Raw genomic sequence first — 12,786 nt, 5'->3', positions numbered from 1 at the left:
GCTATACGGCAAGGCGCTGGCTCGCCGGTGCCACCTGCACCACACGCCCGCGCAGACTATTGGGCAGCGCTGCCGTAATTTCGACATCCAGCATCTGTCCGACCCAATCCATGGACCCCGCCATATTGACCGAGCGATTGCAGCTGGTCTTGCCCGTCAGTTGCTGCGGATCACGGCGCGACGGTCCTGTCATCAGTACCGCCTGCCGCGTACCCACCAAGGCTTGCGCGTAACCCTGTGCCAGCCCGTTGATGCGCCCTTGTAATATTGCCAGACGCTCATCCTTGACGGCCTCGGGCACGCTGTCTTTCAGCTTCAGTGCCGGCGTATTGGGGCGCTGGCTGTATTTGAAGGAGAACGATTGATCAAAACGCACCGCATCGATCAACGCCATAGTCGCGGCAAAGTCTGCATCGGTTTCGCCCGGGAAACCCACGATAAAATCCGAGGAAATTTGAATACCGGGACGAGCGACGCGCAGACGTTCAATTTTATCCAAATACTGCTCAACCGTATGCTTGCGATGCATACGCCGCAAAATACGGTCAGAACCACTTTGTACCGGCAAGTGCAGGTGGGGCGCCAGTATCTCAATATTGGCATGCGCAGCAATCAATTCGTCATCAAGGTTGCTGGGATGGGACGTGGTATAACGCAAGCGCAGCAAACCGGGAATTCGCGCCAAGCGTTCCAGCAGATCGGCCAGGCCACCCTCACCTACCAATCCCGTCGCACCCCGATAGGCATTAACATTTTGGCCCAGCAGAGTAATCTCGCGCACCCCCTGATCTACCAGCGTACGCGCCTCCCGCAGGATATCGGGCATGGGGCGGCTATATTCCCGCCCCCGGGTATGGGGCACCACACAGAAGGTACAAAATTTATCGCAACCTTCCTGAACAGTAACGAAAGCGGTGGCGCCGTCGCGACCGGGCCGTTGTGGCAGGTGATCAAACTTTTCCAGCATCGGGAATGCCACATCCACCTGGGGACGACGCTCGGCCAGACAGGCGTCCAGCAAGTCCGGCAAGCGATGCAGCGTTTGTGGCCCGAATACCAGATCCACGTAAGGTGCCCGCCGCCGCAGTCGCTCACCCTCCTGACTGGCCACGCAGCCCCCAACCCCGATCACCAACTCCGGACGGCGCTCCTTTAAAGGGCGCCAAAAACCCAGTTGAGTAAACACTTTGTCTTCGGCTTTTTCACGGATGGAGCAGGTATTGAGCAGGAGCACATCGGCGAGCACCGGATCGTCCACCAGATGCAATCCATGACTGACCGCAAGCACATCAGCCATGCGCTCGGAGTCGTATTCATTCATCTGACAGCCGTAAGTCTTGATATACAGGTTCTGCAATGCATTCCCAGAAGAAGTGAGGACTTATGAACGATGATAGGGCCACCCCGAAGGATTGACAAGGGGTGGCCGCAGATTATGGAATCATCCCAGGCCAAGCTAGTATAACCCAAACGGAGTCCGGCATGACGCCATCCGCGGCACCATGCTACAATGCGCGCCGTTCCTTCGGCGACGCGATAGACCAGCGTTTTGCCTCCACCGGTGGAGAAAGCCCATGTCCCGACCTCCCGGACCTATGTCCCAGGCTTGGCACTTTACCCGCGAGTTTTTACGCGATCCTCATGCTATTGGGGCTGTGCTACCCAGTTCGCCCTTCCTCGCCCGCCGAATGGCCGCTATGGTGCCCCATGGTCCCGGACTGGTGGTCGAACTGGGGCCAGGTATGGGGCCGGTAACCAAGGCCTTACTGGAAAGCGGCATCCCACCGCAGGATCTGGTTCTTGTCGAGCAGGCACCGGCCATGGTCCGCCACCTGCGTCAGCATTATCCCGAGGTGGAAGTCATTGAAGGGGACGCGGCACACATTCAACACCTGATGGCGCATCGCGGCCCAGTCCGCGCCGTGGTGTCCAGTCTGCCGCTGCGCAGCATCCCCAAAACGGTCGTTGAACGCATTTTTCAGCAACTGCCGGGAATCAGTCGCCACGGGACCGTATTCATCCAATTTACCTATCACTTCCGCTGCTCCTGCGCGGGCTTGCCCCCGGACTTTCGTCGGCGACGGATGGCCGTGGTCTGGCGCAACGTGCCGCCAGCACGGGTGGATGCCTTTATTTACCACGCACCCCAACAGCGCTGATTGAGTCGCGTTGACATAAAGGAAGAGGCGAAGCATGATGCGGCATGACCAGAAGACGCAGAGTTCTGTGTCAAGCAACAGGCCACTGCCTTTTTCCAAAATGATCACCAAAAAGCCACCTCCCTTGCGCCATGCCCCTCGTATGCTATGGCCTTGGCTGACCTTACCGGCCTCTCTCACTGCGGCGCTGCAACGGGCTTATGAAAAGCCGCATGGGATGGTGCAGGCACTGCTGCTGGGTAGCGGACGCGCGAACCCAACGCCGACTGAGCGCTACCTATTACGCCTACATCGCGGAGAGCAGATTTTTTGGCGCGAGGTCCTCTTGCACTGTGGCGACGTGATGCGTCCTGCGCTCTGGGCACGCACGACCATTCCGTTGCGCGGGCTACGTCGCGGTCTGTTACCGCTGACCCGCCATGGCACGCGCCCCATCGGCAATACCCTGTTCCGTCATCGCCGTTTGCGGCGCTCCCCGATTCAAGCCGATAGCCAGCCCCGGTTTGGCCGCCGCCGCTGCTGGCAGCGGCGGTCGGTATTGCGTCGCGGTGACACGGGTGTCCTGGTGGAAGAGCATTTCCTGCCGGACCTGCCACGCTGGGCTGGCCGAGGACGACGCTGATGCAAGCGACCCCCGCGCCGCTCCGTCAACGCCTACGCGCCTATGCGACTCTGATGCGCATGGACCGTCCCATTGGTACCCTGCTCCTGCTCTGGCCCACCTACTGGGGACTCTGGCTAGCCGCCAGGGGCACTCCGTCACTCGGTCTCTTCCTGATTTTCACCGCCGGCACTTGGCTGATGCGCTCGGCGGGTTGTGTGATCAATGATTACTTTGATCGAGATTTCGACCGGCAGGTCGCCCGCACCTGTCAGCGCCCCCTGGCGACAGGCCTGATCACCTCCCGGGCAGCACTGCGCCTGTTCGTCATCCTGTGTCTGCTGGCAACAACCCTCCTGCCTCTTCTCAACTGGCTGACCATATGGTTAGCAGGCGGCGCAGCGTTCATCACTGTTACATATCCACTCTTCAAGCGCTTCACCCATCTCCCGCAAGCCTATCTGGGCATCGCTTTTTCCTTTGGTATACCGATGGCTTTTGCCGCGACCCTCGGGCGAGTGCCGGCACTCGCCTGGTGGCTGATGCTGGCCAATGCCTGCTGGGTCGTCGCTTATGACACGGCCTACGCCATGGCCGACCGTCCAGACGATCTCAAGGCCGGAATCAAATCGACGGCCATTCTTTTTGGACGCTTTGACCGTTACGCCATTGCCGGTCTGCAAGCCGCCATGCTCATCATTTTTTTCGGGATCGGCGTCACGCTGGGCATGCATTGGCCTTATTGGATCGCCTTGGCAAGCGCCGCCATTCTCGCGGCCTACGAGCAGTCGCTGCTTGGCGGCGACCGGGACCAGGCGCTTCACGCTTTTCTGCACAATAACTGGATTGGTCTGCTGCTCTTCTGGGGGGTTGTCGCGGGCCTGGCCCCGAGCGGCACATCAATACCGGGAGCCCTATGAAGACTGGCCATTTTTGGGTCATCCATGTCTGCCCGGAGCACTTTTAAAGACAACCATTGACAAACTTATACACAATCCACTCATATACAGAGACAAGCTTGGCCAATTCCACGGCGTCATTGGTGTCAATTATTAACACACTGTTTTTTATTGACTTTTATTTTGCACCTTTTTTAGGCACCTACTCTAACGCGTTGAAGAACAGGGGGTCTGAGACTTTTCAAGATGTTCATGCACAGACTTATCCACAGAAGTTGTGGGCAACTTCATGAGCGATGAAACAAGCTGCATTCAAGTAGCCGTCATGGTACCGCTCCGCCGCGTCTTTTCTTACGCCCTGCCGGTAGAAGGCCATCTACAGCCGGGCATGCGAGTGCGGGTACCTTTCGGCAAAGGCAAGCGCGTAGGTATTGTTCTCGGTTATGCCAAGTGCCCGCCCGACGTCACACTCAAGACTATTGAACGGGTCCTGGACGCGCATCCCATTTTACCCATTGCCTTGCAGCAATTGATTCACTTCGGAGCAACATACTACCATCATCCGCTCGGCGATGCCTGGGCTACTGCCCTGCCGACCTTGCTGCGCCAAGGCCGATCGCTGCCAAAACCTACTCCCTGGGGTTACCGCCTCAGTGCTACCGAAGCACAGACGGCACCACGCCAGCCTGGAAAATTGCAGCAAGCGCTCCGGGAATTGCTTGTCATCACGGGTGTTGTGCCCGAAGCAGAGATCCCCAAAGAACTACGCCACATTTTACGGCAGGCCATCCGAAAGGGCTGGATAGAAGCGGTGGCGGAAGTCACCTTACCTAAACAAGGGGTACCCTCTCCATACCGCCTGAATGCGGAACAAGAAAGCGCCGTGACGCAATTACGCATGGCCAAAGGCTTTAAGGCATGGTTACTGGAGGGGGTGACTGGCAGCGGTAAAACAGAAGTGTATCTGGAAGCAATCCGACCGCATCTGGAATCCGGAGCACAGGCCCTCATCCTGGTCCCAGAGATCGGTCTCACCCCCCAACTTGTAGAACGTTGCCAAGCGCGTTTTGGCGAGCATCGCGTAGCCGCCCTGCACTCTGCACAAGGCGACGGCGAGCGTTTGCGCATCTGGGCAGCGGCAGCGGTGGGACAGATCCAGGTCATCATTGGCACCCGCTCGGCACTTTTCGTACCCCTGCCCCGTCTTGCCATGATTATTGTCGATGAAGAGCATGACCCCTCTTTTAAGCAGCAGAATGGCTGGCATTATTCGGCACGGGATCTGGCGATTCAGCGCGCGCGCCTGGAAAACATTCCCATTGTCCTCGGCTCTGCCACGCCCTCTCTGGAAAGCCTCTACAACGCGCAAAAGGGCCGTTATCAGCACCTGGAACTACGCCAACGTGCCACTTCAGCCGATCTACCGAAGATGACGATCCTACCACTGCGCCGCGAAAATCTGCAGGGTGGCATTTCCTCTACCCTGTTAACGGCGTGTAAGGAAACCTTGGAGGCAGGCAATCAGGTGTTACTGTTCCTGAATCGTCGGGGCTACGCTCCGGCGGTACTCTGCCACGATTGCGGCCATGTGGTGCAGTGCCCTCGTTGCAGCGCGCCCATGACCTGGCATCGCCAACAGGAACGTCTCCGCTGTCATCATTGCAGTCACGAGTCGCACTGGCCACCGGCCTGCCCCGTCTGCCGCGGTGCGGTACTGATTACCGTCGGCCAAGGCACTGAGCAACTGGAGGAGGTACTTCGCCAGCGCTTCCCTCAGACCCCCATTTGGCGCATCGACCGCGATGCGTTGCATGGTCGTGATGCCCTCGCTACAGCGGTCTCCGACATTCACCGGAATCGTGCCGCCATCCTCGTGGGTACCCAAATGCTGGCTAAGGGACATCACTTCCCGGCCGTCACCCTGGTCGGCATTATCAATACCGACCAGGGTTTGTTCAGCGCTGATTTTCGCGCTCCTGAACGATTGTTGCAGACCGTTCTGCAGGTCGCCGGCCGCGCCGGCCGCGAAGAGCTGCCTGGCCGGGTACTACTACAGACCCATCTGCCTGAACATCCTTTACTGCAAAGCCTCGCTCAGGGCGACTACCGTCCTCCGGCGCAGGCTCTTCTGGATGAGCGCCGGGCTGCGGGGCTACCGCCCTTTGGAGCCCTCACCCTGCTACGTGCCGAGGCGCACCAACGATGCCGGGTAGACGAATTCCTGAAGGCCGCCGGCCAATGTGCACCGCCCGCTCTGGTGGAGATCAGTGGTCCAATGCCGTCGCTCATGGAGCGGCGTGCCGGTTTCGAGCGTGCGGAGCTTTGGATACAAGCACCAAGCCGGGCCCAAATGCAAAAAGCGCTTAAACTCTGGCTACCACAGTTTGCCGAGCTTCACTCCGCCAAAAATGTGCGCTGGACGCTTGATGTGGATCCTTTACTGATCACCTGAATGCTTAACGGTATTGGTCAGACCCTAAACTTGCATTGGCCTGCAGATATGCTATCCTCGGCGACGGCCAGTTGGGCCAGCTTTGATTAATTTGGGGTGTAAAATGGCGGTCGGCACAGTGAAGTGGTTCAATGACAGCAAGGGGTTTGGGTTCATTACGCCGGAAGATGGCAAGGAAGATGTGTTCGTACATCACTCCGCTATTGAAGGTACGGGGTTCAAGACCCTGGCCGAAGGCGAGCGCGTCAATTTTGAAGTGACTCGTGGTCCGAAGGGTTTGCAGGCCGAGAAGGTCCGCCGGGCTTAATTAAGCTCAACGGGTGGCTCTCTCAGCCATCCGTTCCCCCTGCGGGGAAAAGTAATTTACCGGTTTAGCTTTCGCAATTCCGGTTTCTTTTTTGTTCAGCTATCGCGCGGGCTTCTTCCGCTTTACTGGCCCAGCGCCACGCTCCTTGGATTTGTACTCACTTTTTGTCGGCCTGGCGGAGAGTATCTTGCGCGGCTTCGCAGGGGCAGCACGGCCCAGTGGCGCGCCCGCATCGGTCGGGGCGATCTGCAAAGGCCGTCCAGAGACCCAGACCTTTTGCAAATGCTGCAAAACTGACGCTTGGATATCCGCAGGAAGCTCAACAGTGGTATGCTCGGCGCCAATCTGTACCTTGCGGATATTGCGGCTGGGTATCCCAGCCTCATTGGCGATCGCGCCGACAATGTTTTTGACTTGCGCACCATGGCTTTCACCCACATCCAGACGGAAGCGGCGCATCGGCACATCCTCCCCTCTCGAGGTGGCACCGCCGCCGCGCGGCGGACGTGCACTGCCACCACCCCGTTCATCTTCAGAGCGGCGACGCGATGACGGCGGTCGGCCGGAACTCCCGGCGTCGCTGCGCATTGGCTTTGATACCGGAGCCTCGACAGGAACCAGTGGGCGCTCTTTCTGCACCATGTAAGCCAGTGCCGCAGCGATTTCTCCCAAACCTACGTCCTTTTCCTGCTGATAATCCGCAATGAGGGACTCAAAAACCGCAAGATCCTGACTATTCAGCACTTCTGACAATTGATCCTTGAACTGGCTCATCCGTCGACCCGCAACATCTTCTATGCTGGGCAGATGCATGGCCGTAATCGTCTGCCCCGTCGCCCGCTCGATGGCGTGCAGCAAATGGCGTTCGCGCGGCGCGACAAAGAGAATTGCATCCCCGGCACGTCCGGCACGTCCAGTACGACCAATACGGTGAACATAGGCCTCGGTGTCATTCGGAATGTCATAATTGATCACATGGGTGATCCGTTCGACATCCAAACCACGGGCCGCCACATCGGTCGCAACCACAATATCCAGCGTCCCCGCCTTCAGGCGCTCAATAGTCTGTTCGCGCAACGCCTGACTGAGATCGCCATTGAGGGCGCCACAGGCATAGCCGCGTGCCTCCAGGCGCTCCGCCAACTCTACCGTCGCCGTTTTTGTACGCACAAAAACCAGCCAGGCGTTACTCTCCTCTACTTCCAAGATACGGGTAAGAGCATCCAACTTGTGGGTACCGCTGACCTGCCAATAACGCTGGCGAATGGCGGCCACCGTAGTCGTCGCCGATTTAACACGGATTTCCAGGGGATCGCGCAAATAGGTTTTGGCGATGCGGCGGATGGCGTCTGGCATCGTCGCAGAGAAGAGTGCCACCTGCCGGCCATCGGGCGTGTGTTTGAGGATATCCTCCACCGCGTCAATGAAGCCCATGCGCAACATTTCGTCGGCCTCATCCAGCACCACGGCCTGCAACTGGTCCAGGCGCAGGGTTTTGCGACGCAGGTGATCCTGAATGCGCCCGGGCGTACCCACTACCACTTGCACACCACGCTGCAGCTGCTTGAGTTGCAGGCTCATGGACTGTCCGCCATAGATGGGCAGCACATGGAATCCGGGGAGAAACTTGGCGTAGCTCTGCATCGCCTCAGCCACTTGAATAGCGAGCTCACGGGTGGGCGCCAGCACCAGCAACTGCGGCACGCGCAAGCTGAGATCAACACGGCTTAACAGCGGCAGCGCAAACGCAGCTGTTTTGCCGGTACCGGTCTGCGCCAGCCCGATAACATCGTGCCCCGCCAGCAGCGGCGGGATGCTCTGCGCCTGAATGGGCGATGGTTGTTCGTAGCCGATCTCTGCCACCGCTTTCTGGACCGGTTCAGCGAGGGCGAAATCAGTAAAGCGCAGATCGGATTCTTGAGACATGAGCACACCTGGACAACGAAGGGAATTCAGCGTCCACACTATACGCTAGTTGTGCGCAACTTGCAGCGTTTTCTTCACTCCATCAAAAGACGTCACAAACTCATTGAACGTCCGGCGCCACCTGCAACTGCTTCTGGATAGCCGCATCGGCATGCGGCACCAAGAGCGACCCGAAGAAGATATCACCCGGCTTGTTACGCAAGCGCATTCGGCCACTGAACGCATTCTACTGCGCCTTGTGAGGTGCACAGTCTATGACATAATACACTCGTGAATATTCTCTTGCTGATCGCCGCACTCATCATCATCCTCGCCGGGGCCGAGGCTTTTACCAACGCGCTGGAGCACCTGGGCGACCGTCTGGGTATTTCCGAGGGCGTTACCGGTTCTATTTTCGCGGCGGTGGGCACGGCGCTTCCCGAGGCTATGGTGCCTGTTGTTGCGGTTTTCGCTGCGACCAGCGGGCAACCGGCCCACCTGGGGGAAGAGGTGGGTGTAGGCGCCATTCTGGGCGCCCCCATGATGCTGTCCACACTGACGTTGTTCATGATGACGCTGTTTGTATCGCCACAACGCGGCTGGCGCGGAGCGTTAAATCCGGAACCTACGGGCTTGCGTCGCGATCTTGGCTGGTTTCTGGTTGCCTTTAGCCTGTCCGCCGTTGCGCTCTTTGTACCCCACCATATTACTCTGGCGCGTATTGGCATCGGCCTGATGCTGGTCACATTGTATTTTCTGTATGTGATGGTGACGTTGCGTGCCTCGGCGGCGCTGGTCGCCGAGGGGCACGGCACCGAAGCGGAGCACGCCTTGTACTTGAGCAAGACCGGCCTGCCCACGAAGATGTCGGTCATTTTGATCCAGCTTGCCATAGGGCTTGGCATGATTGTCTTTGGTGCCGACCTCTTTGTCGACGGGATTGAGGGGCTCTCACACTGGCTCGGCATCTCCGCACTGATTCTGTCCCTGTTGCTCGTCCCGGTGGCCACGGAGCTACCCGAAAAGATCAACAGCATCCTCTGGATTCGCCGCGGCAAGGATACGCTGGCTTTTGGCAACATCACCGGGGCGCTGGTCTTTCAAGGGAGTCTGCTGCCCGCTATTGGGGTACTGTTAACCCCCTGGTCGCCCTCTCCCCCCGTGCTGCTGGGCGCGGGACTCACGCTGCTGGCCGGGGGATACACTTACCTTCTGGTGCGCCGCGGCGTCACCCTGCGGCCCTATCATTTTCTTTTCAATGGGGTGTGTTACGGGGCTTACTTCTTCGCCCTTACCTGACCGCCCGAAAAGGTACTCGCCGCACGGTGGTGCCTTTTGCTAGAATGTGAGCCGTAGCCTCGGTAGCTCAGTGGATAGAGCAACCGCCTCCTAAGCGGTAGGTCGCGCGTTCGATTCGCGCTCGGGGCACCAATAAAAACAATAGCTTACAAATGTTCAAGAAATAGTGTTGATTTTCTGGACACTGACATCATGATTTTATGGGTGTGGGGTGGCGTGATGGCAGGCTTCTATGAGCAAATAGATCAGGATGGCAACAGGATTGGCTGGCAAGCCAAGGTGCGACGGTCACGGATCTACTGTCTCGATACCAACAAGAGATATTGCCTGACAAGAAAAGTCGCCAAGGGGTAGAATCCGTAATCCGCATACTGACAACCTCCGAACTAGGCAGATTGTCACTGGCCGCTCTGACCCCTGAGATTATTGCAAAATACCGGGATCGCCGCTTGAAAAGCGTCAGCCCCAAAACAGGTCGCCCACTGAGCAGCCAAACGGTACGTCATGAAATTTCTGTATTGTCGAGGGTTATCAATCACGCGATAAAGGAATGGAGTGTGCCTTTGGTGCACGGCAATCCCTGTATGCAGATAAGAATGCCTGCACAAGCCAGATCAAGGGATCGCCGCCTGGTGGATGACGAAGAGGAAAAGCTCTTGTCTACCTGTGCGGAGTCTCGAAACGCCTGGCTGCGCCCCGTGGTCATATTTGCTATGGAGACGGCTATGCGTGCCGGTGAGATGCTGGAAAAGTGGGAATTAAGGTGAGGCCCGCACGGTGCCCATGTCCAGTCGTGCCGTAGCCGTACTGGAAGCCCTGCCCCGCTCTCTGGACGGTCGGGTATTTGGCACCACCTATGAAGGTATTCACCAGGCATTTGTGCGCGCTTGCAAACGGGCAGGCATCGACGATCTACGCTTCCACGATTTACGTCATGAGGCCACGAGCCGCCTGTTCGAGAAGGGCTTCAACCCCATGGAAGTCAGCACCATAACCGGACACAAGACTTTGCAGATGTTGAAACGCTATACTCACTTGAGGGCTGAGGATCTGGCGAAGAGGATGGGGTGAAAATCATAGGACCCATCCAGCATGTCGAGACCATCGCCAACGGCACTGGCATCCGGGAGTTGACCGGACTCAGGGCACGGCATGGGGACGGGAACTGGAAAAAGAAGAAAGGCGTCGCCATGATAGGATTGAACGATGGCACGCAAGCGTTAGCGGAAGTGCATTGGTACGAAGCCCATGGTATCGGCAAAGTCAAAATGAAGGTGAAACGATGGCTATGAAATTTGTGGTCTGCGTCAACAAGGAAGGATTCGGCGACCTGTCTGGTGAAGATGTGACCATCGGGCACGTTTATGAAGCACTCGGCGATCCTGACCGGCACGGCATGATCAGAATCATCGACCAGAGCGGTGAGGATTACCTGTATCCGGCGAACGGCTTTGAGGCGGTTACGTTGTCGGATAGCGCCGAGCACCGGCTTCATGACGCTTTGGCAAGAATGAGTGCATAGCAGTCACACTTGATCTTGATCCGTTACGGGGTTTGGGTATTTTCGCCCACGCCGAAACACTGTAACCGCCCGTGAACTCTGTGGTGTCTGCTTCGGGTTCTTTGTAGTCTGTTTTACGCGATTCCGCCGCACTGCCAGCCGTTTTCTGGCGTCCGCCTGGTGCTCTGGAGTTATCTCCTCACATGGCCTGCCATCCAGTCCATACCGGCTACCGCCATCGACAAGGCATTGGCGATATTTGGGGTTGGCTGTGGCCCATCGGAGAAACCGGCGAATGGCTGCATGGCTGATGTCCGCTGGCAAAGCCTCTAACGCAAAAATACCCTTGATGATGCCCACTTTGAGCGGCGGAATCACCTTGCCAGCGAATACCGGAAATATCCGCAACGCCTCGCGGACCCGACTCAACTCTTCCGCGTTAACTTTCATCATTGTGGTGCCGTCCTTTCTCAAGCGCGTCGCAGCGGCGCATAACCATCGGATAGCAAGCCCGGCAGTCGCCATGTTGGGGGGGGCTTACCGGGCAGGAAAGACACGCGGGAAGGGGCTAGAAATGCCCCATGCTGCATCGGAACGGTCCGGGTAATGGGCAGAGTAGCTCTCGACGCCTGGCGTTGATTCTGTGGCCATTTCTGCCGCCAATATGGAAAGCATCCTGTCGCGGGAGTTTGCTGGTGATCTCTATCAAATCATTAAAGAGGTTTTGTTTGCGGCGTGCCAATTGATCTCCCCTTATAGATAATTAATCACAAAACATTCTTGTACGACTGTTCAATCAAACTCATGACATATTCAATATCGACAGCTGAATCAAGATAGACTCGTCTGTCCATCGTCCAGTTATAGCCATCCGGAATTTTGTCCACCCGGTTCTTTGGGTCGTCATAGTCGATAGGCCGCAAATGAATTTTTAGTTGGTTCTTGCCGATATGCACTTCGGCAAAATTCTTTGCCGCGCGGTAGGCCACGTAAAAGCTGGTGGCTTTTTCTTCGACGCCTTCATCAAGATTGATGATCTGCTCCTGCAGCGCATCGAATAACGCCCGGATCGCCGAGGTCCCCTTTTCGCGTAACAGTGCTACAGAGGACAACGGCTTCTGCGTTACCACGTCAATGCTGACAGGCGGCGCATGGGATATCGCTTCTGGCACAGTAAGGGATTCCAGACCGAAAATGCCTTGCTCGTAATAGCGGTACTTGAAAAGCTCAATGCGTAACGGCACCACTTCAACCGTATCCACATCAAACTTGCTGTAAGACTCGGCAATGCAAATCACGCGCGGATTGTTCCAGTCCAGCTTGATCGAATCAGCTACGGCCTGCCCCAGATGGGTGATCATCAGCATCTGGAAAAACTCGGGTTTCTGCGCCTTGAGCCATTTCAGATACGAGAGCGCCTGATTAATCACGCTCTCGTTTTTGTTGCGTTTGTATTCGATGATCACCGGCGCCCCGTTAATGTCCACCGCCAGCGTATCGATACGCCCCCCGAAGGTCGTCGCATATTCCGTCGCCAGAAAGTGCAGCTCCAACACCTCCATAAGATTGTCTTCGACCAACTTCTGCAGGCTCTTTTCCTTATCGAGCGGCAGGGTGTTGAGCTTTTTTAAAGCCCCAAAGGTGTCTTTAAAGATGGGCATAA

Annotated in this window: 14 protein-coding genes and 1 tRNA gene; 11 read left to right on the top strand and 4 right to left on the bottom strand. The window is 57.2% G+C overall.

The annotated features are described in order from the left end of the window. Position 1 precedes the first annotated feature (1 nt). Complete coding sequence (gene miaB, locus PJU76_RS03550; protein ID WP_215889248.1) at positions 2-1,357, bottom strand: tRNA (N6-isopentenyl adenosine(37)-C2)-methylthiotransferase MiaB; 1,356 nt, start codon at positions 1,355-1,357, stop codon at positions 2-4. Between the two features lie 217 nt (positions 1,358-1,574). Here miaB and PJU76_RS03545 point away from each other — a divergent pair, with 217 nt between their 5' ends. From PJU76_RS03545 to PJU76_RS03525, 5 genes are all read left to right on the top strand, one after another. After that, the gene (locus PJU76_RS03545; RefSeq protein WP_215849873.1) at positions 1,575-2,159 is read left to right on the top strand and encodes a class I SAM-dependent methyltransferase; all 585 of its coding nucleotides are present in this window, start codon (positions 1,575-1,577) and stop codon (positions 2,157-2,159) included. A 34-nt stretch (positions 2,160-2,193) separates the two neighbouring features. Beyond that, positions 2,194-2,781 (top strand): chorismate--pyruvate lyase family protein, encoded by a 588-nt coding sequence (locus tag PJU76_RS03540; RefSeq protein WP_271780502.1) that lies wholly within the window; start codon positions 2,194-2,196, stop codon positions 2,779-2,781. After that, positions 2,781-3,680, top strand: a complete 900-nt coding sequence (ubiA, locus tag PJU76_RS03535) for a 4-hydroxybenzoate octaprenyltransferase (protein WP_271780501.1) — start codon at positions 2,781-2,783, stop codon at positions 3,678-3,680. Before PJU76_RS03540 ends, ubiA begins: the two co-directional genes overlap by 1 nt. A gap of 268 nt (positions 3,681-3,948) precedes the next feature. Continuing rightward, the gene (locus tag PJU76_RS03530; protein WP_271780500.1) at positions 3,949-6,111 is read left to right on the top strand and encodes a primosomal protein N'; all 2,163 of its coding nucleotides are present in this window, start codon (positions 3,949-3,951) and stop codon (positions 6,109-6,111) included. Between the two features lie 103 nt (positions 6,112-6,214). Then, positions 6,215-6,418, top strand: a complete 204-nt coding sequence (locus tag PJU76_RS03525) for a cold-shock protein (protein ID WP_009564993.1) — start codon at positions 6,215-6,217, stop codon at positions 6,416-6,418. A 99-nt stretch (positions 6,419-6,517) separates the two neighbouring features. On the opposite strand, the gene PJU76_RS03520 is transcribed toward PJU76_RS03525, so the two are convergent. Then, positions 6,518-8,344 carry a DEAD/DEAH box helicase gene (locus PJU76_RS03520; protein ID WP_271780499.1) on the bottom strand — a complete coding sequence of 609 codons (1,827 nt, stop codon included), beginning with the start codon at positions 8,342-8,344 and terminating at the stop codon, positions 6,518-6,520. Positions 8,345-8,614: 270 nt separating this feature from the next. Here PJU76_RS03520 and PJU76_RS03515 point away from each other — a divergent pair, with 270 nt between their 5' ends. The 6 genes from PJU76_RS03515 to PJU76_RS03490 all read left to right on the top strand — a co-directional run bounded on the left by PJU76_RS03515 (position 8,615) and on the right by PJU76_RS03490 (position 11,144). Further along, complete coding sequence (locus tag PJU76_RS03515) at positions 8,615-9,622, top strand: sodium:calcium antiporter (RefSeq protein WP_271780498.1); 1,008 nt, start codon at positions 8,615-8,617, stop codon at positions 9,620-9,622. Positions 9,623-9,678: 56 nt separating this feature from the next. Further along, a tRNA-Arg gene (locus tag PJU76_RS03510) sits at positions 9,679-9,754 on the top strand. Between the two features lie 464 nt (positions 9,755-10,218). Then, positions 10,219-10,389, top strand: a complete 171-nt coding sequence (locus tag PJU76_RS03505) for a site-specific integrase (RefSeq protein WP_271780497.1) — start codon at positions 10,219-10,221, stop codon at positions 10,387-10,389. A 16-nt stretch (positions 10,390-10,405) separates the two neighbouring features. Next, the gene (locus tag PJU76_RS03500; RefSeq protein WP_271780496.1) at positions 10,406-10,693 is read left to right on the top strand and encodes a site-specific integrase; all 288 of its coding nucleotides are present in this window, start codon (positions 10,406-10,408) and stop codon (positions 10,691-10,693) included. After that, a complete protein-coding gene (locus tag PJU76_RS03495) occupies positions 10,690-10,914 on the top strand; it encodes a hypothetical protein (protein ID WP_271780495.1) in 225 nt (74 codons plus the stop codon). Before PJU76_RS03500 ends, PJU76_RS03495 begins: the two co-directional genes overlap by 4 nt. Continuing rightward, the gene (locus PJU76_RS03490) at positions 10,905-11,144 is read left to right on the top strand and encodes a hypothetical protein (RefSeq protein ID WP_271780494.1); all 240 of its coding nucleotides are present in this window, start codon (positions 10,905-10,907) and stop codon (positions 11,142-11,144) included. The genes PJU76_RS03495 and PJU76_RS03490 overlap by 10 nt, the downstream gene beginning before the upstream one ends. A gap of 3 nt (positions 11,145-11,147) precedes the next feature. On the opposite strand, the gene PJU76_RS03485 is transcribed toward PJU76_RS03490, so the two are convergent. Next, positions 11,148-11,576: a ProQ/FinO family protein gene (locus PJU76_RS03485; protein WP_271780493.1), complete on the bottom strand. Its 429-nt coding sequence runs from the start codon at positions 11,574-11,576 to the stop codon at positions 11,148-11,150. A 314-nt stretch (positions 11,577-11,890) separates the two neighbouring features. Beyond that, complete coding sequence (locus tag PJU76_RS03480) at positions 11,891-12,784, bottom strand: DUF5655 domain-containing protein (RefSeq protein ID WP_271780492.1); 894 nt, start codon at positions 12,782-12,784, stop codon at positions 11,891-11,893. Positions 12,785-12,786 lie beyond the last annotated feature (2 nt).

Origin of the sequence: Acidithiobacillus ferriphilus (assembly GCF_028215975.1) — a bacterium.
Classification (GTDB): Bacteria; Pseudomonadota; Gammaproteobacteria; order Acidithiobacillales; family Acidithiobacillaceae; genus Acidithiobacillus; species Acidithiobacillus ferriphilus.
This window is presented reverse-complemented; position numbering and strand designations above follow the sequence as displayed.